The sequence below is a fragment of the Cyclobacterium roseum genome, from assembly GCF_010119225.1.
GTDB lineage: Bacteria > Bacteroidota > Bacteroidia > Cytophagales > Cyclobacteriaceae > Cyclobacterium > Cyclobacterium roseum.
In genome coordinates this window covers 13500-37322 of record NZ_WNKF01000009.1, presented here as the reverse complement: position 1 = coordinate 37322, position 23823 = coordinate 13500, and the positions used below count along the sequence as shown (strand labels likewise).

The window sequence follows — 23823 nt, the reverse complement described above, 5'->3', positions numbered from 1 at the left end:
ATTACTGTGGAGGATCAATTTTGTAGACTGCCAAGGATTTTAGCCGGGGCTCGCCTTTGGATGACCTGGCCACAAACCGAATTTTATCCGTATGTACCGGATCTATGGTTACGATGTGCTTATGGCCAATGGAAGAGCCCCTATAAACCTCAGTCCACTTCCCAATTATTTCGGCCTCCAATATAAATTCGCGTACCAGTTCCCCTTTCGATATGTCTTCCTGCAATATAATATGGTCAATCGTTTGCGCCTTTTCCAGGCTAAGGGAAATATTGTTTCCCCTTCCCGAAATCCGGGCCAGGGGAGTGGAAAATCTCCGATCGATTTCCTCTCCAAATTCTTTTAGCCGTTTTACATCAGGCTCCGGCATCAAGCCATCCGCATTGGGCGTCACGCCCAGGATCAATGTAGAATTGTGACCCACTGAATTATAATACATTTTCACCAGGTTTTCAAGCGGATAAATAATATGTTCACGATTGGGTTCCCAAAACCAATCGTGGCCGCCATGTCCTCGCAAGGGGGCATCGCTCATGGCAGGCATGTAATAGCTGCCGTTGGGATCTCCGGTCTTCAGAAGGGCAAAATTATTGGCTGCAATTTCCTTTCGGGTACTTTCACCGGCGCCAATTGCCGGATAGGGAAATGTCCCCCAACTGGGATAGGGTACCGTACCCGTTTCGCTGCCACCCCAGCGGATATCCGCCCGTTGGAGGTTATGGTAAAAAATACTGTTTGGCTGGTGTTTCTCAAAAACGGAGAGTACATCCGGCCCTCCTTGTTCAGGACCATGTGCGCCCCCGTCAAACCAAACCATTGCCCAGTCGCCATAATTGGTAAAGATTTCTTCCACGATTTTTTCGATCATTCGGTTGTAGTGCTCTTGTCGGTTGCGGGCAAATTCATTGTCTCCCTGCACCTTAAAGTCGTACACGCCATAAAAGGCATTCCAGCGTGTACCGATATAGACGGCCGGGAGTATATCGTATTTTTCACAAGCTGCTTTGAAATCCCGAAGGATGTCTCCTTGTCCATCCTGCCATTTTAAGGCCTTCATGGAGTAGGGGGTAGCGTTACTTTGGTGAAAAAAGAAGCCGGTCTCATGGCTTACGGTAAAAATGGCAATGTTGAATCCGGCATCTTTTAAGGACCGGATCCACTGATCCATATCGTACTTTAGTGGATTAAATGCGTTGTAATCTTCTACCGGGGTAATTCTTGCTTTGGGCTGCACATAAAATTCACCATCAAATACATGCATGTCCCAGCAAACCAATGCTGCCAGTTCGGCCTGCTGCCACTGTAGTTGGGCGGGTGTAGGGATGGGAACCTGCTGCTGCGCAGTTGTATTCAAATAAAGGGCAAGAAATAAGCCCAGGGAAAATAGCATCGTTTTTAACATCGGTTTTCTAAAATTAAATGGCATCATTCTATTTACTTATGGCCTGTGAGTTTCATTGCTACTAATTTTGCAATGGCCTCGTAACCCTCCTTATTCGGGTGAACGCCATCGCTTAGCGTAAACAGTTCCGGTCGATGGTCCAATGGTTCATTGAGGTCAATGAAGGATACATTCTTCTCCATTGCCACCTTTTTTGTCATACTAATAAGTTCTTGAAGTCTGGGTTTTCGGACTTTCAGCCCGGCTATCCGTTCAGCATCCAGGCCAGGGGTTTCCAACACCATGGGTGAGGGTGCGCATAGGAAGATTTGCGGATCAGATGGGAGTTGGGAAAGTTCATCGATGAGGTCCCGGTAATCCTTTTCGAATTCATCCTTGTACTCCCAGCACTTACGGTCTCCACAAGTACCATAGCCGCAGGTATCGTTGGTGCCAAGGCTGATGACGATGATATCCGGGTTTGCCGCCTTTATTTTGGGCAACTCATTCCAAACGGTGGGAATGCCTTTTCTAATTAGGGTGCAACCTCCCACACCAAAATTTTCCACGGCATAATCATCCCCAAGGAGCTTTTGCAATTGGGCGGGATAGGAATCGCTGTCGGGGTTATCCAGGCGTGCACCGTAGGTAATGCTATCCCCGATACTGGCTACTTTTATTTTTTCCTTGGTAACGTCTCTGAAAGCAAATAGTAGGAGTAAAAGGAGGGAGCAAAGAATAATGGTGGGGAAGTAGGTTTCTATCCGATTCATAGGTCTACTCTTTGATGTGAAATACGCTAAAACGGTGTATCAGTGGTTCTCCTTTTGATTCAGCGATTGTAAGCCTTACCGCATCCACCTCCATTTCGTCAAATTTATGGATAAATTTATGTCCGATAACGGAACCCTCAAAAATAGGTTGCCAGCCCTTTTTGGTTTTGACTTCTAATTTAAACTCCCTTACCCTTTCGCCCTGGGCGATCGCTTCCTGCAAAACGATGTGGTTGATGGGGGTCCATTTTTTTAATTTAAGCCTGTGCTTTTTGCCTTTTCCAGAAGCTTCTGCCAAGGGATTGCTAAACCGTCGTTTTATTTCGGCTCCCCATTCCTTCAAACGCTCCACATCGGCCTGGGGCAGCAAGCCATCTGCATTAGGCGTCAGCCCCATAATCAGGGTGGTATTGTGCCCGACACTTTTGTAGTACATGTCCATAAGGTTTTCCAGTGGATAGATATGTTGCTCATCATCCGGCTCCCAAAACCACTCGTGGCCTCCATTATACCCACGCAATGGTGCATCGCTCATTGCAGGCATGTAATGCTTCCCGTCTGGGTCCCCTTCCTTAAGTAGTTGAAAATTATTTTTAAGAACGACTTCCTGATTGGCAGCATGCGAGAAAGGAAAGGGAAATGTACCCCAACTCGGGTAGGGGACCGTTCCACTTTCACTTCCTCCCCAGCGGATATCTGCGCGTTGGGTATTGTGGTAGAAAATGCCGTTGGGTTGGTTCTTTTCAAAAATGGATAGCACGTCCGGTCCTCCTTTTTCGGGGCCATGTGCTCCTCCATCAAACCAAATGATGGCCAGTTCACCATACTGGGAAGTCAACTCTTCGACCATTCCCTCACACATGTTATTGTAATAGGCCTGTCTGTTTTTTGCAAATTCATTATCCCCATTCACTTTAAAATCATGCACGCCAAAAAAGGAATTCCAACGGATCCCAATGTAAATACCAGGAGCAATACCGTATTTGCGACATGAATTTACAAAGTCCTGGACAATATCCCCTTCTCCTTCCCGCCATTCTACCGCTTTCAATGAATAAGGATTGACCTTGCTCTGATAGAGGGCAAAACCGGTCTCATGTGTTGCCGTTAAGATGGCAATCTTAAAGCCAGCATCTTTGGCGGCTTTGACCCATTGATCCGTATCCAGTTTCGTTGGATTAAAGATGTTGTAGTCGGGGATGGGGGTAATCCTGTTTTTTGCCTGGTTATAGGCTTTTCCATCAAAAACATGCAAATCGTAATGGAAGACGGCAGCCAATTCTGCATGTTGCCATTCTAATTGGGCTTGCGTCGGAATGGGGACTTCTGTTTGTCCCCAACTTTTTAATCCATGGACTAAGAAGCACGCTACTAAGAGTATTTTCAATTGCATATGATATTGTTTTGCTTTTCAATGGTTAAACTTGTCCCTTACCCAAGGTAGGGCTGGAATCTTGAAAGGATGACACTCATCCCTACCAATGTTAAAGGATAAATTTTTCACGCGGCGAACGCTGCGGATTCGCCGCGACCGCTGCGTGAAATCGAAATGCCATTTTCTTTCTGAAAAGGCTAAATTTAAAATGCTGCGAGAGGGTTCCTTAATGCTCGATGTCACTATGTCTTATTTTTAATTTAATTCAAATCTACTATCCTGCGCAGTGGTATTTGGGGGTTTAAAGATGAATAATTAATGGGCTATTTTTCATTTGGAGACCAATTCGAAACGGACCAGGTAACATTCGTGTTTGTTGTGGATCATGGATATGCCCCATTTTAATCCTTCGCCAACCACCACAGGATTGGTAATATCCGGTCGAAACCCTCCCGGGGCAACCGCACGTTCCTTTACCTTTGCATTAAGTTTGTTTGACATAAAATCAATTCCATCAGGGGCAAATTCAAATGTTTCCGATAAGGAAGCAAAGGCACCCACTCCGGTGCCCTGGGGCCAAATGAATACTTCGTGGCTTCTTTCAAGTATTTCTTTTCCGAATTTGGTATAAGGGCCTTCCGGATACTTCGAATAGGCCACGCCCATGGCTGTGTGTGCCGGTCCGCCCTGTCCCCCTATTATGGATCGGCCTTTGTAATACAGCCAATACAATCCATTTCGGAAAAGCAAGGAAGCATCGTCCACCCGGTAACTATCAAATTTTTCAGGTTCTACACTTACTTTAAGAATGGGATCCTGGCCTATTCGCTTAAAAGGTCCGGTCGGTGAATCGGATACCGCCACACCAATCGATGTGATGTCACTGATATTATTGTTCTCAAACTCGCCATTGGCGTTTCCCGGTGTTGGCTTTACCCCGGTATAATACAGGTAGTACTTGCCGTCGGTAAAAAATATGTTTGGGGTAAAAACTGCTTGTGAATCCCATTTTCCATCTTGCCCTACGTCCAGCATTTGCCCTACTTCTGTCCATGAAAAACCCTCGTCTTCCGATTTGGCACACCAGACACTTGCTCCCCAATACCCTGCGCCCCAATATTTTGGTTGGGCATCGGGTATTTTAGTGTAATACACGTAATAGGTTTCTCCGACTTTGATGACATCGCTGGGATCCCTGCGGGTAACTCCTTTTTCATAGCCTATTCCTGACACCTCGGTGAATTTAAATTCCATACTATTGAAAAAGGTTTCAATGTCTTGGGCGTTGATTGCATTTGTTGAAATCAACAACAGGAATAGCAAACACATAAAGTTTTTCTTGCTCATTTTACCACGTTTTATTGTTATCTAGATTCGGTTCTACCTGCTTGAATCCTTTAAAAATACGTTTCCCATGAAGGACCAATCCAGCCGAAGTCAAATGGGTTACATCTGCCTTTTCAAGATCAAGCATGGAAGTGAAAACAATGTTTTTGTCTCCCCGGGCGATTGACTTTTGTGCTTCCAGAACAATTGGCCGCTCCACAACAAAATAGTGTTGCTCATCTACCCCCAAAATCACCTTTAGGGCCTCGTTTTTCACTACTTCGGACCGCAAATGGGCGATCAGTTGGCTTAAATTTTTTTCATAATTTTTGGCTGCTTCATCCTCTCCGGCATCCGTTTCGCCCTGTATCCAAATAAAGCCCCTGATGTTAACCAACTGCCCACGCTGCTCCAGGTTTTCGACGGCTTTTTTTAAATCTGCGACCATGGCATCATAGATGCCCCCATCTCCAGGTGATTTCCAATCCTTTTTCAGTCCGGTTCCACCCCGGGTATATTTGAAAATGGCAGGATGGTAACCGGCTTTTTTCAATTCCCGGGCGAAGCTCACCTCCGGGCCAAAGTGGCCAGCAGGAAACCTTCCTTTTTGGGCTTGCATGGGTATCCAATCCCCATTCGAGCTCTCTTTGGCAGACACAGTGTAGTTTAATAAAATGCCATTATCCAATGCTTCTTCATCATTTGGGTATTCCCTTGCATCACCCATATATCCCTGCGCATTGGATTGTCCGGCCCAGATAAACAGGTCAACGGTTTCCTGGGCGGCAAGCCAGCAGGGAAGCATTAAAAAAAACAGCACTAATTTAAGGGAGTTCATAGGTTATGTTTAGGGCAATTAAATGGGTGATTTTGTGAAGTTGTATACTTTTCTTTTAGGCAATTACTTGAATGGTAAGCAAAAATCAAGCAGCCAAGATACACTTGACTGCTTGAATTGCTTTTTATTTGAAAACTAATTTTAAATTTCAGTACTTATTCTTCTTCTACAATCCTGATTACCCAATCGTGTGTCGTTCCATCGGCTGAAACAAGCTTGTAAATAAATTCTCGATCGGATAAATCGGTAATAATGCCAGCAACCGGAGAAAACCCAACCGGTTCTACCCGCATGCTTTGGTGATTAATGATGATACCAGCCCTGGTAAGGTCCGCAGATGCGGGTACGGTAACCGTAGCAGTGAAATTTTCATCTTCAATCACCGCATTTCCGGTTGAAATAATGAGTCTTCTGCGCGCTGGTGTCAACTCACCATTCTCATAAAATTCCTGAAGCTCATGCTCATCTGCTTGCAAGGTAAATATATTTACATTGGTGATAAAGGCAGTGTCTCCCCATTGGCCTTCGTCAAAATCTATCCTGGGTTCGCAAGAATAGAGCATTCCGATCCCAGCTAAAATAATTAAGATTAAAATATTCCTTTTCATAATATTCATTTTTTGAAAGTCAATTATAATTTAGAACCATCCGGGATTTTGTGTCAATTCATATCCTGCATCGCTATATACTTCAATTTCATTTCTGGGTATGGGTGCGAGGTATACACGACCTGGTTCAATGAAGAAGCCCTCTCCGGAAGACCTGAAATCCGGGTTTCGGAAAAATGGGTTTATGTGCCCATCACTGAAGATGTCAAAGTCTTCACCCATCGTCAAGGCCCAAATACCCGTATTGCCAGCATTAACACCATCTGTCTCTAATTTTGACGGATCATTGTAATAATCAACAAACTCCAGGTAATGGGCACCTTTTGGTTTCCAATCATTGATCACCTGATGAAAGACGGCCCATCTTTTCAAGTCATTTTGCCGGTGTCCTTCAAAAGCAAGTTCTACCAATCGTTCTCTCCGGATCTCATTCACAATATTTGATTCGGAAGGCTCAAAGCCCTCTTCTGCCGAATACGTTATGGGCCAGGAATTTACCTCAGCCAGCGACAGGGGTACCATACCTACTCTTTCACGAAGTAGGTTCACTGTTTTGTCTAAATCGCTTTGATTGATCGTACCCAATATGGCTTTTGCTTCTGCCAGCGCCAATAATCCTTCTGCATAGCGTATCAAAACTTCATCGGTAGAGCCATTTCGCCATTCGTTATTATCTAAAATAGCTCCCTTCCACCTGCGGAGGCCCGTTGAGGTATAATTTGCGGAGAAAACATTGTTAAGCTGGGGATATCGTAATGGCAGCGGGGTGGGTGTAGTCCCGTAACCTTGTATTTGCTGGTGAGGTCCTCTGTCAGGAGTCCAGACTGACTGTCTGAAGCGCGGATCGAGGTTTTCTCCCAGATTATTCAAACTTGCATAGTCTATGGGCAAGGAAGATAGTTCTTGAGGCATCCCCTCTTTGTCCAGGTAACTGCCAACCAATTTCCAGGTTAGTGCCTGTGCATTATCTACTACCAAATCGTAGAAATTATGTCCCACAATTTCATTCACATCGTAGATGCGGTATAGAAACACGCCCGCAGATGATGAAGCATCCTGTTGGGAAAACAGTTGATTATAGGCCTCGTTAAAGGGACCTCCGTTGGTAAATAAATTGCTGCCCTGATGGTCAATCAATTGTTGTATGGTAGGTTCTACCATTTGCAGAAATTCACTACCATCCTGGCCTTCGACGGCAAAGGGAGTGTTCTTAGATCCGTGGTAACGCTCCCAGGTTCCTTCAAATAAAGCTGTCCGGGCTTTCATTACCAGGGCAGCTTCTTTCGTTACCCGTCCGGAGGTTGCGAAAGTTGAATTTTTCCAACCCAGGTTAACAATCGCAGAGTCCAGATCCTGGATGATAAATTCCGCTACCTCGTATCTGGAGTCCCTCGCTTTATATAGCCTTTCGCTATCTGTATCCAGTACTTCTGTGTAAATGGGAACATCTCCATACCGCTCCAACATGTTCAAATAGACCCAGGCCCTGAAAAAATAGGCTTCTCCTGTATATTGATTGGATTCAACACTTACATCAACGCGCCTTGCGTTATTTATCAAATAATTAATTTGTCTAATCCAGTTGAAATTACCGTTCCAGCTACCATCTGTTGCGGGGGGCTGCCCGGAGGCTCCTCTTTGGAATAAAAAGCCGGAAGGACCGGTGCCCACCTGAATGTCGGTATTGGCATCTAAGAAATTATTCATAGGGCCGTTTCCCTGGCTTTGAAAATGGTACCTCGGTAATAGCCTGTAAAAGCCATTTGCCATTACCTTTAAATCATTTGCCGACGTAAAGTAGGTCGCGTCGGTCATGGCATCTAAGGGATATCTTTCCAGAAAATCCTCTACGCAGCTATAAAATGACATTGTAAATAGGATTAACAATGTCCTTATATATTTCAGATTAAATTTCATAGTTAATTTTTTTATATTAAATACCTACGTTTACACCAAAAGAAATTTGACGCTGTGGAGGATAACCATTTCCACCGTATCTGGACATTATTTCAGGTTCATACCTGAAATTTGACTTATAATAGATCATTCCCAGGTTTTCAGCACTGGTATAGATGTACACTTTTCTCAACTTCGCCCTGTCCAACAGCGATTTAGGCAGATTGTATCCCAGACGTAAATTTTGAACCCTGAGATGGGCCAGGTTTTCTACATATTGGTCGTTTGCCCCATAGGTTTTAAAGGAATGTCTGGGGAAATAATTGTCCGGTGTTTCTGGTGTCCAGGTACCCAACTCCCTGTGGCTTGTAAACCATTTTGAGTTCCAAATATTTACTCCTGCAGGAATGACGTGGAAATTATTGGTATAGGTAATCCATTTGGGTACACCGGTAAAGGTTACTGAAAGGTCAATGCCATTCCAGTTGGCCTGCAAATTCATCCCATACCGGTACCGCCCATAGTTGTACCCGGCCATGACCTGGTCACCTCTGGCATACCAACGGCCTCCTTCTCCAGCATTGATCTGTCCATCCCCATTTAAATCTTTCATCATCAGATCTCCCGGGTAATACCAACCGCCTCCCTGAGGGACGTTTGCTTCCACATCGGCTACATTCTGTGCGACACCATTGGACTCGTACATCCAAATCTGGCCAAATACCTGCCCCGGAGTCCAGGTGCCATTTCGTTGTCCATTGACGTTTTCATCGTATTCTACCACATAACCGATGTAATCGGCAATGTTAAATCTTGCAGAATAATTAATTGGTCTGCCAGCTAACCGGCCCGTGTTTCTCCACTTCATCGAAAATTCCCAGCCTCTGGTCTCACTAACGGCGTTATTGATACTTGGCAAACCGGTTCCAATGGTTTCTGGTAAAATTTTAGCAGGGCCGGGTTGATTATAAATGGTACGCTGGTACCAATCATAGGTCAACTCGAGCCGGTTTTCGATGGCCACTACATCAAGACCAAAGCCAAGCGTTTGCGGGGAAGACCAGGTCAAATCGGAACTGACCAATGGTGGCATAAAGACCATGTTTGGTTTCACTCCGCCAAGCAATACATCCCCATTTCCTATACCGGTACCCATGGTTGGAAGGTACAGGTAATTACCAGATCCAGGGTCGCCGGAAGAAGTATAGGCGGCTCTTATTTTGAAAGCATCTACTTTATTGACCGACCAGAAATTTTCTTTTGCTATATTCCATGCTCCGGAAACGGAGGGGAAAAAGGACCACCTGATGGCTGCCGGAAATTTTGAATGCGCATCATAGCGGCCATTAAATTCGATAAAGTATTTCTCCGCATAGTTGTAGGCCATCCTGCCAAAGACACCCTGTGTCGCCCAATGGGTTAACATGTCATTCACAGTTGGGTTGGGGTTAAAGGTGGTGCTGATACTGGGTACCGAATTGGTATACAAATCTCTACCTGTCCCGGATAAACGAGAAAAATTATTATACTCTTCCTGGTAACCCACCAGGGCATTTATAGAATGCTTACCAATTTGCTTATTGTAATCAGCAACGATGTCTGCGGTGTGATAATTCGTGAAATTCATTTGCCGGATCACACTACTCTGCTGTGCAGATCTGGCGGAATTTCGGATGCTTCCATCCGCCTCTTCCACAAAAATCACAAATGTGTTGCGCTCAAGGTGGGAAGTTAGGTTTCTCCAGGTATAATTTCCCCGAATGTCAAGCCCTTTAAATGGTTTTACTGTAAACCCACCGGTAAGCGTGGTTTCGTTTCTTTCATTGGTTTGGGTTCCGCCTTCTCCGCGCAATGAGGGACCACTACTTAGAAAAGAGGGACTCCCATTCGGATTTAAATCATTCCAATTGGGAAGTGATGCGGATGCATTCTGCCAAATGTCACCGTAATTTGGTCCTCCTCCCCGATAATTGGGTGCTGTTTCATCTGTTCTTACATAGTTCATGCTCATCCTGAGGCTAAGCCAATCCGTAACATCTGAATTTACTTTTAAGAGCGCATTGTACCGGTTCAGTCTGTCATCGGAACCCTTTATGAGCCCCATGGATTCATTGTACCCAAGACCTACGTAATAACCCGTGTTGTTGCTGCCTCCAGAAACGCTGGCATTGTGTTGTTGACTTGGAACAGCACTTTTATACATGATATCAAACCAGTCACTGTTGCCATTCATATCCCAGTGTGCGCCATAGGTGCCATTTTCGGTTATTATGTTATTGGGGATTAATCCGGCACCATGATCTCTCATTCGTTGGATGGCCTCTTCTGTATAAATAGGCGCTTGTAATGAGTTTCTGTATTGCTCATTTATTTTTTCGGCATATTCCCAGGAATTGGCCCATTGGGGCATTCCTATGGGCGATCCTATACTGTAATTACCGCTGTAATTGACTTGTATTTTTTCACCTTTTGAGCCTGATTTAGTGGTAATAAGAATTACTCCGGAAGGAGCTCTTGATCCATATATGGCAGAAGCAGCAGCATCTTTCAACACCGTAACCGATTCTACATCATTTGGATTGACATCGCTCATGGTACGCTCGATTCCGTCCACTAAAACAAGAGGTCCGCCTTTCTGGCCAAATCCCGTATACCCACGAATGTTGAAATTTGACTCCTGCGCAGGTCCACCATTAACCGGGGTCACATACAAACCGGCAACAGCTCCCTGAAGTGCTTCGGATAACCTGTTAATAGGCCTGTTTTCGATCAAGTCGCTGCCTATTTGCTCCACGGCTGCAGTAAGGTGCGATTTCTTTTGGGTACCAAAACCAACCACTACCACCTCATCCATTTGTGCAATGTCTTCAACGAGCGTGATTTCAAAATCAGTCTGGTTTCCCACTTCGATTTCCTGTGTGATAAATCCCAAAAAGGAAACTACAATAACCGCATCTTCAGATACATCCAGTGAAAAGTTTCCATCGATATCGGTCGAGGTACCCGAAGTGGTGCCTTTTACAAGGATAGCTGCTCCCGGAATAGGATTCCCTTCCTCATCCACTACTTTTCCTTCTACCAAAACAGCTGCAACTAGATTACCGGTAGTTGCGGTTTGAATTGCATCGCTTTTATCTTTTTCGTTGACCCCGAATGCTACTACCTCCTGGAATAGTAGCAACTGGATTGCCAGGCCATAAATGAAATACCGGGCCAGCATTGGGCCCCTTTTTAGTAATTTTACTAGCATAATTTTGTCTGTTAGGTTTATAATAATTGAATGCAGGGTCTTGTTATTCAGGTGTTTTATCTGACTGATATCAGGAATTTTCACCCTGCAACTATCCGGGTTTCCCATCGGATTCTTAGGAGGTGTTTCGGTTTTTTACTGCCATCGCTTAAAATTTATGTTTGACTCGAATGTATTTATCGGCTATTCAACACGTTGATCCTGGATTCTCCGGATTGATTTCCCTGGAATGTTAATTTTCAATGGGGGTCCGGATACCTGAGGTTTTTCATTATTTCATTTTAAGTGGGTGGCACCTGCCCCTGGATTTAGGGGTGAATGCTCATCCAATCAATTGACAAGAGATGCCCTAAAAAACACATAAACAGGCGTTTGCAATTGGCATAACTTAGGGCATCTGCCCCAATATTAGGAATATTAGGTCAAACGACCTAATGATTAATAAAATATAATTCACGAAATTTTGCAGATCTGACTATTATTGGAAAAATCAACGGGAGAGGACCGTTTTCTCCTGTACTAAATCCTTGAAATCCGAACTTAAGCCCGGTTCTTGAGGGGTTTTGTACTTTCCTCGCTCCACTTGAGCAGGAAATTTAAAATAGTCCTTTAGATGAGGAATGTATTCCAGCAGAATGGCCGGATGGCCAAGCGAAATATGATTAAAAAGCACCAGGTGCTGGTGAATCTGTCCCATATCCCCTACATGAGGCACTACCGGAATGGAATATTTCCTTGACAGTAGGCTGATCAGGAGAAATTCAGATACGCCGCCCACTCTAACGGCATCCACCTGATTAAAAGACATGCAGCCAGATTGGATAAAATTTTTGAACATTATTTTGTTCGGTACATGTTCTCCAAGCGCAATTGGAATCGGCACCTCCTTTGAGAGGGTAATGTGGGCCTGAATGTCATCGGGATGAGTAGGCTCTTCTATCCAGTAGGGATCAATTCCCATTAGCTTTTTACAGGTAGAAATGGCTTTTGGAAGGTTCCATTGCTGATTGGCATCCAGCATAATGGTCGCTGTTGCCCCTGCCGCCTTGCGAACCAGTTCTGCCCTGCGAATATCCCTGTCCTCTTCTATGGAGCCGACTTTCAATTTTATGGCTGTAAAGCCCTGATCAATCGACTTTTTAATATTGGTAGTTAACTGTTCATCGGAATAATTAAACCAGCCGATGGAAGTGTCATACCCCGGATAGCCGGTTTTAAGGATGCCCATCCGGCTACTTTTTCCAGGCACTTGTTTTTTCATTAGCTGAATGGCTTCCTCTTTAGTTAGGATTTCTTCGTAATAGGAGAAATCCAGCGTATTGGTCAGTTCTTCGGGAGAAAGTTCTATCAGCAATTGCCAAAGGGGCTGGCACCTGGATTTAGCCCAAAGGTCAAAACAGGCATTCACCACCGAGGCCAGGGCCAGGTGAACTACTCCTTTGTGGGGCCCCAGCCACCTGAGGTTGGGGTCTTCGGCCATCTTTTTGTAGGTGGTTCCAAAATCAGCCATAAGCTCATTTATTTCCCGGCCTTCAACGTGGCGTACCAAATAATCGATGGCGCCACAGACGAGCCTGTTCCCAGCACCCAGCGTAAAGGCCAGCCCAATTCCCTCTAACTTGGTATCCGTTTGTAATTGGCAAACGGCATAGGCATAAATGGGAGTAGAATGAACCGCGTCAGAGCCGGCACCATTTTCCAAGGCAAATTGGACATCCTGAGATCTTCCGGTTTTTATAAGTATTGATTTGTTCATTTATTTTTTATGTTTAGGTTGCTGCCCGGTAGTTGATAAACGTATCTAAGGGGCTTGCAACGCGTCGTTCTTTTCAGCCCCGTTTAGTTGAAGGCCAATCCATTTTGTTCATTCGATTCATATAATTTTTCGACCAAACGCATGGTTTGGAGGGCATCTTCCACCGCAGTGGGAAGCACTGCCGAAGGGATTTTAAAGTGCTGCTGCAAGGTGGCCATGGGGCCAATAAATGCATCTGGAAACCAATCTCCGGTCAACGGAACGTCCTGCCAGCCCTTTTCTTTGGCTTTTTTGCTGTAATATTCAAATGTCGAAGGTCTTCCGTTGGGATAATCAAAGGAGACCCCGATTTGTATCTTAATAGCACCCTGAGTCCCTTCTATCTTAAGGTAAGATTCCTGGTGCTTTGATCCGTAATCGTGCCCGTGATTGGTAAGGATACGGGCTTGCCTAAACTTGCCGTAGTCCAGAACGATGGTGCTTCTGGTAGCCGCCAATGCGCTATTGTTGGGGTGTTTTATCGTATTGGCATATACCTGAGCAGGATTACCCAAAAAGTCCCTGATGGTATCTACGTAATGGATGCTATGATATAAAATCTCCAGCCTTGGTTTGTTTTTCAGGAATTCCCATAATTCCCAGGGGGTATAGACACATACTTTAAACTCCATGTCAAACACTTCCCCGATCAACCCCTGATGAATCACATCTTTAGCCGCTAACATAAATGGGGCATGTCGAAGTTGAAAATTGATAGCTGCCACGAGTGACTTTTTTCGACAGAGGTCCCGAATTTCGCTCGCTTCCGTCAGGTTCTCACCCATGGGTTTCTGTATCAACACCGCCGATCCATCGGGTAATTGCGGTAATATTTCCAGGATCTGTTCGGCGGGTACGGCCAGATCAAACACAGCTCCTACTTCCCGGGCCTTCTGGATTAGCAAATCCAGGGAATCAAAAGCCTCATCCACCATACCAACCGATTCTGCCAGGGATTTCGCTTTGCCTGGAGAGACATCATAGATACCAGCGACCGGGAATTTTGCCATGGCGTAGGCAGGGAGATGGGCATCGCGCACAATGCCGCCTGCTCCTATGATGACAATCGGCAGCGGGTTCTCAGGAATTACCGGGCGTTGGTTAAAATGCATGTCTAAGAATGAATTAATTTTTCAGGTATGCGATTTATTTTCTTATTTAATAGAAAGTCCAGTACAAAATCAGCATGGTCAGCAATAAAACCACACTCAGCCAATTGACAAGTGAGGAAGGGCTGCGTACCTTCAGGTAAAACCCGGGGAAAATGACCTGGTCTTTTTTATCAAAATAGGAAATAGCGGCGTAGAGCAAGCAAGAGAAAATGAAGAACAGATAGGTTTGTTTTAGCCAGTTAATACCCAGCCCCTCAGGACTGGATATGTAATTTGAAATTCCTCCGATGGGCAGGTACTTTTCCACAATAAAGACCGAAGCAGCGAACAAACTGCCGATCAATAGCGTGTAGAACGCCGCATTTGCCGTTCCCCTGGAAGATAGTATTCCCAACAGGAAAACGGCTACGATCGACGGAGCAAGGATGGAAAACATTTGGTTGATCAATTCAAATATAGTTCCCAAATTCCCCAGGAAAGGGGACCAAATCACAGCAGAAAGTAAGACCACCACGCCCGTCACCCTTCCGATAAAGATTTTTCTCCTATCAGGTAGGTTGGGTTTTAGTTTATTGAATACGTCATAAACAATCAGCGTGGAGCAACTATTGATAGCCGCAGCCACACTGCTCATAACTGCAGCCAGGAGGGCCGCCACCATGAGCCCTTTCAGTCCGATCGGCATTAATTGGGTTATCATTACCGGCAGGACACTTTTGGTGTCATTTCCTATTTCTTGCCGAAACAAAGCAAAGGCTAAAATACCTGGAATTACCATGATGAATACGGGAAGGATTTTTAGGAACCCTGCAAATAAGGCACCTAGCTTGGCCTGTTTTTCCGAACGGGCACCTAATACACGCTGAACAATGGTCTGATCCGTACACCAATACCAGAGGCCCAAAATCAGGTGTCCAAACAGCATGTCGGTGAAAGAAAACCCCGTTTTGGCCGTATCAAAACTTACGATTTTCAAGCGATCCGGGTCTACGGCTACTTTAAGTTCCTCATAGGAAGTAATGCCGATTTCCGGCAAGCGGTAGATGGCTAGTAGCGTAATGGTAAATGAACCGGCAATTAAAATGACTGTCTGAACCGCTTCCGTAATCACCACGGAAGTCAATCCTCCAACAATCGTATATACCCCCGTCGCCAGGGCTATGATGACAATTGAAACCGGAATACTGATTCCGGATACATTTTCAAATACGACGGCACCGGCATACAAACTTACCCCAATGTGCATAAAAAGCGCTGCCAGGATGCTGAATATGGCCAATACCACCCGGGATCGGGAATCATAGCGTTTTTCCAGAAACTGGGGCAGGGTAGTGATTTTGGTGCGCAGGTAAAAGGGAATGAATACAAAGGCAAGGATGAGGAGTTCAATTCCGGAGAACCACTCAAAATTTCCCCAAAGGATGCCATCCGTAAACCCGGATTCGGCCAGCCCTACCAGGTGTACGGTAGAAATATTGGAGGCAAAGAGCGAGGCACCTATAACGGCCCAGGACAATGACTTGCCCGCTAAAAAATAGCCCTCGCTCGTTTGTTTCTTTTTCCGAACGGAAAAAAGCCCGATACCGACGATGCCTAGCAGGTAGCCTACGATGACCAAAAGATCTACTAGTTCCATTGAATTCATAGCATACAGTTTGTTCCACAGAGCAACCTATACCTGAACAGAAAGCTGGTGGTTGAATTTATCTTCCGAGCTCCCGATCTGGTAAATAGGCCCTATCTTTCCAAAGGCCATTCGGATGCATACCTGCATTTTTTTAAAAACTAATCCGGCCAAAAATATACAATCTAGGGCAAAAGACCTAAATATATTTTTTATTCTCCTGCAGGGAGAAGCCTGAAGAAGCAGGTTTGGCGGGACAAACGAGTATGGGTAAAAGGATTTTGGGGGTAGTTTTGGCTGCGTACATGACACAATCGAACTTCCCGATAAGCAAGAAGAGATTACGGAATTAGAAAAGAACTAAAATATCGTTAAGGAAAATATCCATTGCGTTGGGTAGTTACTTTTCAACGGTAAGTGGTAGCACATCAATGCGCTAATGTAAAAAGGGGTGTTGGAGAGAGTAGGGGGAGATCGTTGTATGGAATAGTTCTGTCAAACATAATCAGCTACAAGGGTAAAATTTACCTGCGTATGCGATATAAAGGTAATTTTATTGATTTTTTACGCACATCGGGAAAAAGGAAGAAAATTTTACCCTCATTCCTACAATGAAATTTTGGCTTCCCATCCGGATGGAATGAATGAATATCATAGCCCAATCCATCACTCGCTTCTCGTGATGAATAGTTAATCTTTTTGGACTTCTGCTGTGGCAAGCTCACAAAGGCTCAGATAGTGTCAGCTATTCATAATTCTCCTTGCTGCGGATAATTGGGGTGTGCTCCTTTTTCAGCGAAATCCTTCAATATCCCAATTTTATCGAAAATTTTTTTTCAGGACTATTCATCCCAGGCAAAGGATGCGACGACCGGATAGTGATCGGACAGCCGATCCGGTGTTCCGGTGTTGATTACCCGGGCATCGGTACAGCGAAATTCGAAAAAGGGGCTTACCAGGATGTAATCGATGCGCTGCTGGTAGCCGGTCCGTTGTTCGGGAGATAGTTCTTGCGTAATCAAGGGCGTAGGAAAGGAGGATTTTCGGTTTTCTTCCGTATGGTTTTGGACCACGTCGATCAGGGGAAGGGATAAAAACCGGGACATGACGCTGTAGTCAAAGCTGCCGTTTCGAAGCGTTTGAAAGGCTTCCGCACCTTTTTCTTCGAATCGCTGTCGATCGCCTTCGCGGTTGCGGCGAAGGGTTTCCGGATGGGCAAGGTCAAATCCGGCGTCAAAGGGGGAGTGGGCGTTAAAATCCCCAATAACCATGTATTTATCCTGTCCGTTTTTGACCAGTACGTTTTCGATATAGGTCGAAACGATCTCGGCTTCGGACCGGCGGAATTGCCAATCCTGGGGGCTGAGGTGGACCACCAGAAAGTCGATGTCGCGGGTTTTGGCATGCAGCATCCCGTGCCAAAATCCGCCTAGTAGGCGGCCTTTGAGTTCCAAGGGTGTTTTTGAGGTGATGCCGATGGGGAATCCATCTTCTTTGAGCAGCAGGCTGTAGGGGTGTCCCCATTCCCGGGCGAGTCGGGCGAGCTTCTCCGGGGTAAAGGCATTGAGCTCCTGAAAGCCGATGACGTCTGCGTCCTGTTCTTTTAGCCATTGAATCATGGCCTGTTCCCGTTCCTGGTCTTTGCCCCTGTCAAATCCATTCCAGATATTGTAGCTGATGACTTTGAGGGATTGGTTTTGGGCGGAGGCGTTTCCCTGATGAAAAACAAGTATTGCCAGGATAAGAAAAAGCCGGTTCATTCGATGGAGATTTGGTTGGTTAAATATAGCAAATTTTCAGCGGAAGCTTCTACCGAAACCTGTTTCAGCCATCGTCTGCAAAAAGCTGACCCCTAATTTAGTTTTGAAGGTGATTAAAAAGACTTGTCACGTTTTTACCGAATTAAAATAGCATCCTGCATTGTTCCTTACGTTTGGCTAGCCTAAAATTGCAAAAAAATCAAAGTCTGGTGTTCACGACACTGTTATACATGGATCCAAAGCTATAGGCGACTCCAAATGTTACCGAGACTCCATAGCTGGTAGCCAGCTGACGCTGCTGCAACAAAATGTCTTCTACTGATATATCTCCTGCAGGCAGGGATAACTGGTCCCGCACGATGTCAAATTCAGACCTTAAGTTGACGGACAACCCTTTATAGATTCTCCAGGAAAGGTCACTTTCAAAAGAAAGCCGGTTTTTGCTCAAATCATGTAGGAACTGAGATCCCTCAAGCTCTACCCGTATCGAACCCCATGGTTGTCGGATTCTCACCCCAAATTCCAGTGCATGATTGGGAAGGGTTTCCGCAAGTTTTCCAAATACGGTTTCTTCCATATAATTTCGCCTGTCAAATCCTGCGCTGTAGGCGAGGGTAACTTCCTTTCGAAGCGCTTCTTTATAAGGGTAAAAACTGTATTCAATAGCGGGCCTTAGGGAGATTCCAAAGTCAATATTTCCATAAGTCGAAGAAATCATGGTGTTGAATAAACCCACCGACCAATGGGAATTGATACTTTTTACTGCGCGGCCATAAAATCCGTTCCGGTGAAGAATACTCTGGAATTCTTCCTCGTTCCTAATGAAATTTATTCGATTATAATTGAAATAGGGACGAAGGCGAATTCGCCAATTTTCGGTAATATGATCCGCAGAAAAACCGTATCTCAGGTCAAGAGCACTTTTACTTGTTTCTTTTTCAAAGTTGATGCCTCCATAAATCTCAAAAATCCAATTGTTCCAGTTATCCTTTTCAGGGGCCTGCTGAAATTCCACGTCAGAAATAGAAACGACAAGCTTTTCAGCTATGGAAGTGTGGGCCACATAAGGTACCAGGCCTAATTTTATAATGGAATTCAGTCCTTTTCTTTCTTCATCTCTGGTAGAAGTTTGGAGAGAGGTGTATGTCAATTTGTTGTTGATTCCTTCAAATTCACCTTTTCCTATAAATGAAAGAGAGAATGCACGTCCACCGCTGCCGGTACCTTGAGAATTTATAAAAAGATGCACTTGTCCTAAGGTCGGATCTCTAACGTACTTGACAAAATCTATCTGCTGTCGGATAAAGTTGTTGTCGCAGCCTCGGCAATCCAAAAACACTGAAATAAAATCCTGACTCCGTATTTCCAGTGTTTTTATACCTGATGAATCATTTTCTGAAGCATCTATAATGGTCTGGGAAGCAAGTGTGCCACTAAAAATCAAAAAAACGGTTGCGATTACTAATGTTTTATTCATATAGGAATTGGTACTTGGAAAATTAATCAAACTTCTAAGCTGGTGATAATTTGTCTAATAGAGGGGGAGAAAGGGTATTTTTAAAAAGCGGATTACTCTCTCTGGAATTTTCAGTCTATTGGGTATATAAAAGGGTTAAGTCGATTATATAGTTCAACTAAAAACTGTTTTTAAAAGGCTTTAATGAAATTAGTCCAAATTTTAAATAGAAAACCCATTCTCAAAGGCTTTTTCTTGGGAATTCATTGTGTTAAAAAAAAATCCCTGCTATTAACCTGGTAGCAGTGTGTAAATGGAAAAGCGGCCGATGTAGTCGGAAAGGACGATTTAATCAGCTATTTTTCGTTAATGGTTCCAGTTAGCCAGTGAGTCATAAACCTTACCCCTTCCTCCACTATCGCCTCATGACCTCCTTCATGTAGTATTAGTTCTATCCGTTCTGGCATTTTTAGTTTACGATAATGAACCATTGCTTTTTCATACGCTTCCACGACCTGCGGCCAATGGGCAATGTTGTCGTTTTTTCCGTGCTGTATCATCAACGGCCGGGGCACGATCAGGGAAACGAGGTCCTCATCGGAAAATTCCGTCAGCCAACCGTTGAAAAAAGCGTGTTCTTCCCGGGGTGAAAAGCTGGAATAGCGCGCATCCGGCACGGCCATCTTGTTTCGGCGTTCATTGAACCAGGCCGACACCACTCCCGCTTTGATCCGGGATTCCAGGGGCATCCAAAACATCGTAGCCATTCCTCCCAGGGAAACGCCCCACATTCCGACGCGCCCTTCGTCCAGGCGCGGGTCCGCAAGTACGCTATCCAATAAATGTTGCACCCGAACCAATTCTATTCCGGGCAAGCTGGTACCCGCCAATCGGGCGTAGCGCTCCACGTTGTTGCGTCGCTCCACCGAGCGCAGGTTCATGGGTACGAGTACGGCAAACCCCGCATCAAGCAATCCCTTCGCGTATTCGTGGTAGGCCCCAGCGGTAAAAGGCGTTTCCGGCGTACTGCCAATGCCGTGTTGCACAATGACCAGCGGTACCGGCCGCTGTTGGCTTGCGCCTTCCGGATAGGCGAGTACCGCTTCCGCTGTCAGGATACCCAGGGGAAGGGTCAGCCATTCGGCCTGCAGTTTTCCCAGGGGGTAGGGTTTGGTTTCGAGCGGGCCGGTCTTGGAGAGTACCGGCGGGCTCAACACTTCTTCCCATCGCCTGCGGTTGGGGCTGACGCTTCGTTCGAGGGCCGCAGGGCTGCTGTAATCCCGTTTCCACCGCTTGGCCGCACGGGCCTCGTACTCCTCTACCAGAAAATGGCGCAGGTAATTTTCCAGTTGCTGTTCGTAGGCATCCGTGCGGGCGGTTTCCCGTTCAGGAGAGATCAGGTATTTGTTTTGGCCCACCGCATTCAAGGCAGCTGTCAGTAAAACAAAAATTAGGATAAAATGGGGCTTGCAATAAATCTTTGACATAATAACCTATTAGTTTGACTTGTCTAATATACCAAAAAATTTAAAATAGGTTACCCCGGCGGTATTTGCCCGATAAGTCCTTCAAGTCAGGTAAAAGATCCGGAGCCAAGTCGGGTATTTATCTTCGCGGAGTGAAATTCATCCATTCTTTTCGAAGAATAATAGCTATTTGCCGAAGCAAGCCTATTGCCATCTCCATCTGCCGAATGGCATACTTAGCAATCCCTCGGCCAAAAGCAGACTTCTGGCAACGCTGTAGGAAACGCTTAAGGTTTCTATACCAATTTGATTTCAAACCCTAACCCCATCTTTGGTGTAATGGTATTTTTCCAGTATATTGAAATAGGAATTAGCGGGTAAATAAAGTCTAAAATTAATTAGTTTTAGGGAAATTTGGGAAAACAAAGAAGAGAATTTCCGAGAGGTTAACGCGTCCATAATTTTGACCCGTTGACGCTGATTTTAAAAAAATTAGTATTAATGAATAGAAATAGCCTTCAAGAATTGTCTCGATTAAGGATAAAGGAAGGAAAAATCCTGTTGGATAATCAATTCTATGATGGAGCTTATTATTTATGCGGATATAGCGTGGAATGTGCGTTAAAGGCATGTATTGCTAAAAAAACAAAACAATATGATTTCCCTGATAAAAAGGTTGTTGTTGAAAGTCATACCCATGAAATAATTAAGCTTGTAAAAATTGCGGGATTGGAAATAGATCTGAGGAATAGATTAATTGATCCCAATTTTCAATTAAATTGGACCCTCGTAAAAGATTGGTCCGAAATTAGCCGGTATAGAAGAAATTCAGAATTGGAAGCTTTGGATTTATATTCAGCTATTACAACCAAAAAACATGGAATAATGACATGGATAAAAAAACATTGGTAAATATCGATATTGAGGAGGGAAAGAAGGTACTTGAGGCCTTGGACGATTCAAATCTGAGCATATCCAGTGCTTTTTGGTTTTTTTTAGATGATATAGAAGAATGGAGATTGTTTTTTGTGGCTCCCGATTTTGATTTAGTAGGGCCGAAAAAATTATATTCCAAAGTTCAAAAAATTTTACAGGATCATAAGAATGAAATTAATATACCATTAGAGGCCATTTCGCTAATTAGTCCAAAAGACCAATTAATTGGAATTTTGAAAATGGCAATAACCACAGGTCCAGGTATTTCAGGTATAAGGTTTAGTGGAAATGTTATCAACGGAGTATTAATTAAAGATGCCTACATTTACCGGGTAAATTAAATATACAAGATTTAGCTACTGATCCCCGTAAGCTTTACGCATTTCTAATTCCATCCCATTTCTTTTTACTTTTTATTTATAACTAAATTCGTTTAGATTTACAACGCATTCTTTTCCAGCTTAGCGGTTCATATATCAAAACTCAGTTTAAAAACTTCCGGAAATTACAAGTTTGACTTGTTACTATTCCGCATTCGTTAGGCGATTAAAGGTGAATATAAATAGCCTGTAAAACTGTTTTTCGGGTCATTAAATTTGCTTATTCGGTTTATTAGTTCAAAATTCATTGTATGAAATTGAACCTTTCTGACTTCTGTCAGGCATGGAGGGGGGACAAGAGAGATCATAGCACACTTGAATGCCGACAGAAAGGCATATGGCCATTAAAAACCCAAATATAATCCTATGAAATTAATACGTTCAGAAAATTTGCTGATTATCAGCTTTTGGATAATCGGAATAGCTAGCGCAGCAGCTCAAAATCCGGAATTTCCCTGGCCGGAGGGTAAAAAAATGGCCATAAGTCTGAGTTTTGACGATGCCCGGGCCAGCAATCCCAGTCCAGGGGCCGCCTTATTGGATGAGTATGGGGTAAAGGCTACTTTTTATGTGGTTCCTGCTAGTATGGAGCGGGATATTCCGGGCTGGAAAGAGGTGGTTGCATCAGGACATGAGATTGGTAATCATTCGCTTTACCACCCTTGTAGCGGCAATTTTGTCTGGTCCAGAAACAAGGCCCTGGAAGATTATACCCTACAGCGGATGCGGAAGGAATTGATGGCAGCAAACGATGAAGTTGAGCGGCTCCTGGGGGTCACACCGGAAGTTTTTGCCTACCCCTGCGGACTTACCTATGTGGGGAAAGGGGAACGCACCCAAAGTTATGTGCCTTTGATCTCGGAACTATTTCTCTCAGGAAGGGGCTGGAAAGATGAAGCGCCGGTGGATCCCTATTATGTAGATATGGCCCAACTTACCGGTATGGAGATGGACAACAAGTCTTTTGAAGAAATGTTGCCCCTGATAGAGGCTGCTGCTGAAAACCGGCAATGGTTGGTATTGGCCGGGCATGAGACCAATACGGAGGGCAATCAAACCACGTACCTGAGCATGCTAAGGAAACTTTGTGCCTATGCCAATGATCCGGCAAACGGTATCTGGATCGCACCGGTGGGAACCGTTGCCAAATACGTTCAGGAAAAGCGGACTGCTATGAAGGGTAATTTAAATATTCCCGGAATTTCACGGCCTTCTGCAAATGGAACCGTCTACCTTACAGCGGAAAAGGGCAAAGGCATAGGCCCCGATATCCAATACATGCCTGAGTGGAATGCCTTTGGTTGGTTTACGGCAAAAGATAGAGTAGAATGGGACCTGAACCTGCCAGAGAAAGGCAGGTATGAAGTGTGGATGGAATGGTCTGTTTCAGACGAAGAGGCTGGAAAATCTTTTGTGCTGACTTCTGGCGATCAGACCATTGAAGGGATCGTAAAACCTTCCGGATCCTGGGAGACCTTTCAGAAGGCGAAGATAGGTGAACTGGTATTAGAGGAGGATTTTAACCGGATCATCGTGGCTTCCGGCGAGCAATTTGACGATGGAGCATTGATGGATTTAAAAGCCCTGACGCTGGTGCCGATTGGAAAATGATCAGAAGAATATACACTTGAAACCGATCAACAAATGTGCAGGGTGAATTTAACCCGCTGGATGATCCAGGGAAAGGTTGCTTCTGTTTTTTTCTTTATACCGGCATCTTGAATAATTTCTAAAATGGCCATTAAAAGGTTAGCTTTTTTAAGGCTCAACTGGACAATAAGCGCTTTAAGTTTACCGATCAGCATGTGAAATAATGGCTGAATACCAGACCCTTGAATCGGGTTTTT

General features: G+C 44.6%; 17 protein-coding genes. 3 read left to right on the top strand and 14 right to left on the bottom strand.

Annotated features, from left to right (window positions below; all coding sequences use genetic code 11):
- Position 1: 1 nt before the first annotated feature.
- From GJQ68_RS13610 to GJQ68_RS13545, 14 genes are all read right to left on the bottom strand, one after another.
- Complete coding sequence (locus tag GJQ68_RS13610) at positions 2 to 1402, bottom strand: alpha-L-fucosidase (protein ID WP_162417810.1); 1401 nt, start codon at positions 1400 to 1402, stop codon at positions 2 to 4.
- Between the two features lie 32 nt (positions 1403 to 1434).
- Positions 1435 to 2154, bottom strand: coding sequence for a GDSL-type esterase/lipase family protein (locus tag GJQ68_RS13605; RefSeq protein ID WP_162417809.1), 720 nt, complete (start codon positions 2152 to 2154; stop codon positions 1435 to 1437).
- 4 nt (positions 2155 to 2158) lie between these two features.
- The gene (locus tag GJQ68_RS13600; protein ID WP_162417808.1) at positions 2159 to 3547 is read right to left on the bottom strand and encodes an alpha-L-fucosidase; all 1389 of its coding nucleotides are present in this window, start codon (positions 3545 to 3547) and stop codon (positions 2159 to 2161) included.
- Positions 3548 to 3859: 312 nt separating this feature from the next.
- Positions 3860 to 4876 (bottom strand): family 43 glycosylhydrolase, encoded by a 1017-nt coding sequence (locus GJQ68_RS13595; protein WP_162417807.1) that lies wholly within the window; start codon positions 4874 to 4876, stop codon positions 3860 to 3862.
- A gap of 1 nt (position 4877) precedes the next feature.
- On the bottom strand, positions 4878 to 5693 hold the full coding sequence (locus GJQ68_RS13590; protein ID WP_162417806.1) for a sialate O-acetylesterase: 816 nt from the start codon (positions 5691 to 5693) through the stop codon (positions 4878 to 4880).
- 155 nt (positions 5694 to 5848) lie between these two features.
- Positions 5849 to 6301, bottom strand: coding sequence for a hypothetical protein (locus tag GJQ68_RS13585; protein WP_162417805.1), 453 nt, complete (start codon positions 6299 to 6301; stop codon positions 5849 to 5851).
- A 30-nt stretch (positions 6302 to 6331) separates the two neighbouring features.
- The gene (locus GJQ68_RS13580) at positions 6332 to 8170 is read right to left on the bottom strand and encodes a RagB/SusD family nutrient uptake outer membrane protein (RefSeq protein ID WP_162417804.1); all 1839 of its coding nucleotides are present in this window, start codon (positions 8168 to 8170) and stop codon (positions 6332 to 6334) included.
- Between the two features lie 64 nt (positions 8171 to 8234).
- The gene (locus tag GJQ68_RS13575) at positions 8235 to 11447 is read right to left on the bottom strand and encodes a SusC/RagA family TonB-linked outer membrane protein (protein ID WP_162417803.1); all 3213 of its coding nucleotides are present in this window, start codon (positions 11445 to 11447) and stop codon (positions 8235 to 8237) included.
- Between the two features lie 490 nt (positions 11448 to 11937).
- The gene (locus GJQ68_RS13570) at positions 11938 to 13203 is read right to left on the bottom strand and encodes an enolase C-terminal domain-like protein (RefSeq protein ID WP_162417802.1); all 1266 of its coding nucleotides are present in this window, start codon (positions 13201 to 13203) and stop codon (positions 11938 to 11940) included.
- An 83-nt stretch (positions 13204 to 13286) separates the two neighbouring features.
- Positions 13287 to 14354, bottom strand: coding sequence for a Gfo/Idh/MocA family protein (locus tag GJQ68_RS13565; RefSeq protein WP_162417801.1), 1068 nt, complete (start codon positions 14352 to 14354; stop codon positions 13287 to 13289).
- Positions 14355 to 14400: 46 nt separating this feature from the next.
- The gene (locus GJQ68_RS13560; RefSeq protein ID WP_162417800.1) at positions 14401 to 15999 is read right to left on the bottom strand and encodes a sodium:solute symporter family transporter; all 1599 of its coding nucleotides are present in this window, start codon (positions 15997 to 15999) and stop codon (positions 14401 to 14403) included.
- A gap of 821 nt (positions 16000 to 16820) precedes the next feature.
- Entirely contained in the window at positions 16821 to 17738 is a 918-nt protein-coding gene (locus GJQ68_RS13555) for an endonuclease/exonuclease/phosphatase family protein (RefSeq protein ID WP_162417799.1), read from the bottom strand.
- Positions 17739 to 17937: 199 nt separating this feature from the next.
- Entirely contained in the window at positions 17938 to 19215 is a 1278-nt protein-coding gene (locus GJQ68_RS13550; RefSeq protein ID WP_162417798.1) for a hypothetical protein, read from the bottom strand.
- A gap of 335 nt (positions 19216 to 19550) precedes the next feature.
- On the bottom strand, positions 19551 to 20681 hold the full coding sequence (locus GJQ68_RS13545; RefSeq protein WP_162417797.1) for a dienelactone hydrolase family protein: 1131 nt from the start codon (positions 20679 to 20681) through the stop codon (positions 19551 to 19553).
- Positions 20682 to 21161: 480 nt separating this feature from the next.
- On the opposite strand from GJQ68_RS13545, the gene GJQ68_RS13540 reads away from it, so the two are divergent.
- The 3 genes from GJQ68_RS13540 (at position 21162) to GJQ68_RS13530 (ending at position 23587) form a co-directional block, all read left to right on the top strand.
- Positions 21162 to 21572 carry a HEPN domain-containing protein gene (locus tag GJQ68_RS13540; protein ID WP_162417796.1) on the top strand — a complete coding sequence of 137 codons (411 nt, stop codon included), beginning with the start codon at positions 21162 to 21164 and terminating at the stop codon, positions 21570 to 21572.
- A complete protein-coding gene (locus tag GJQ68_RS13535) occupies positions 21551 to 21937 on the top strand; it encodes a hypothetical protein (protein WP_162417795.1) in 387 nt (128 codons plus the stop codon). Before GJQ68_RS13540 ends, GJQ68_RS13535 begins: the two co-directional genes overlap by 22 nt.
- Before the next feature lie 405 nt (positions 21938 to 22342).
- Positions 22343 to 23587, top strand: coding sequence for a polysaccharide deacetylase family protein (locus GJQ68_RS13530; RefSeq protein ID WP_162417794.1), 1245 nt, complete (start codon positions 22343 to 22345; stop codon positions 23585 to 23587).
- Positions 23588 to 23823 lie beyond the last annotated feature (236 nt).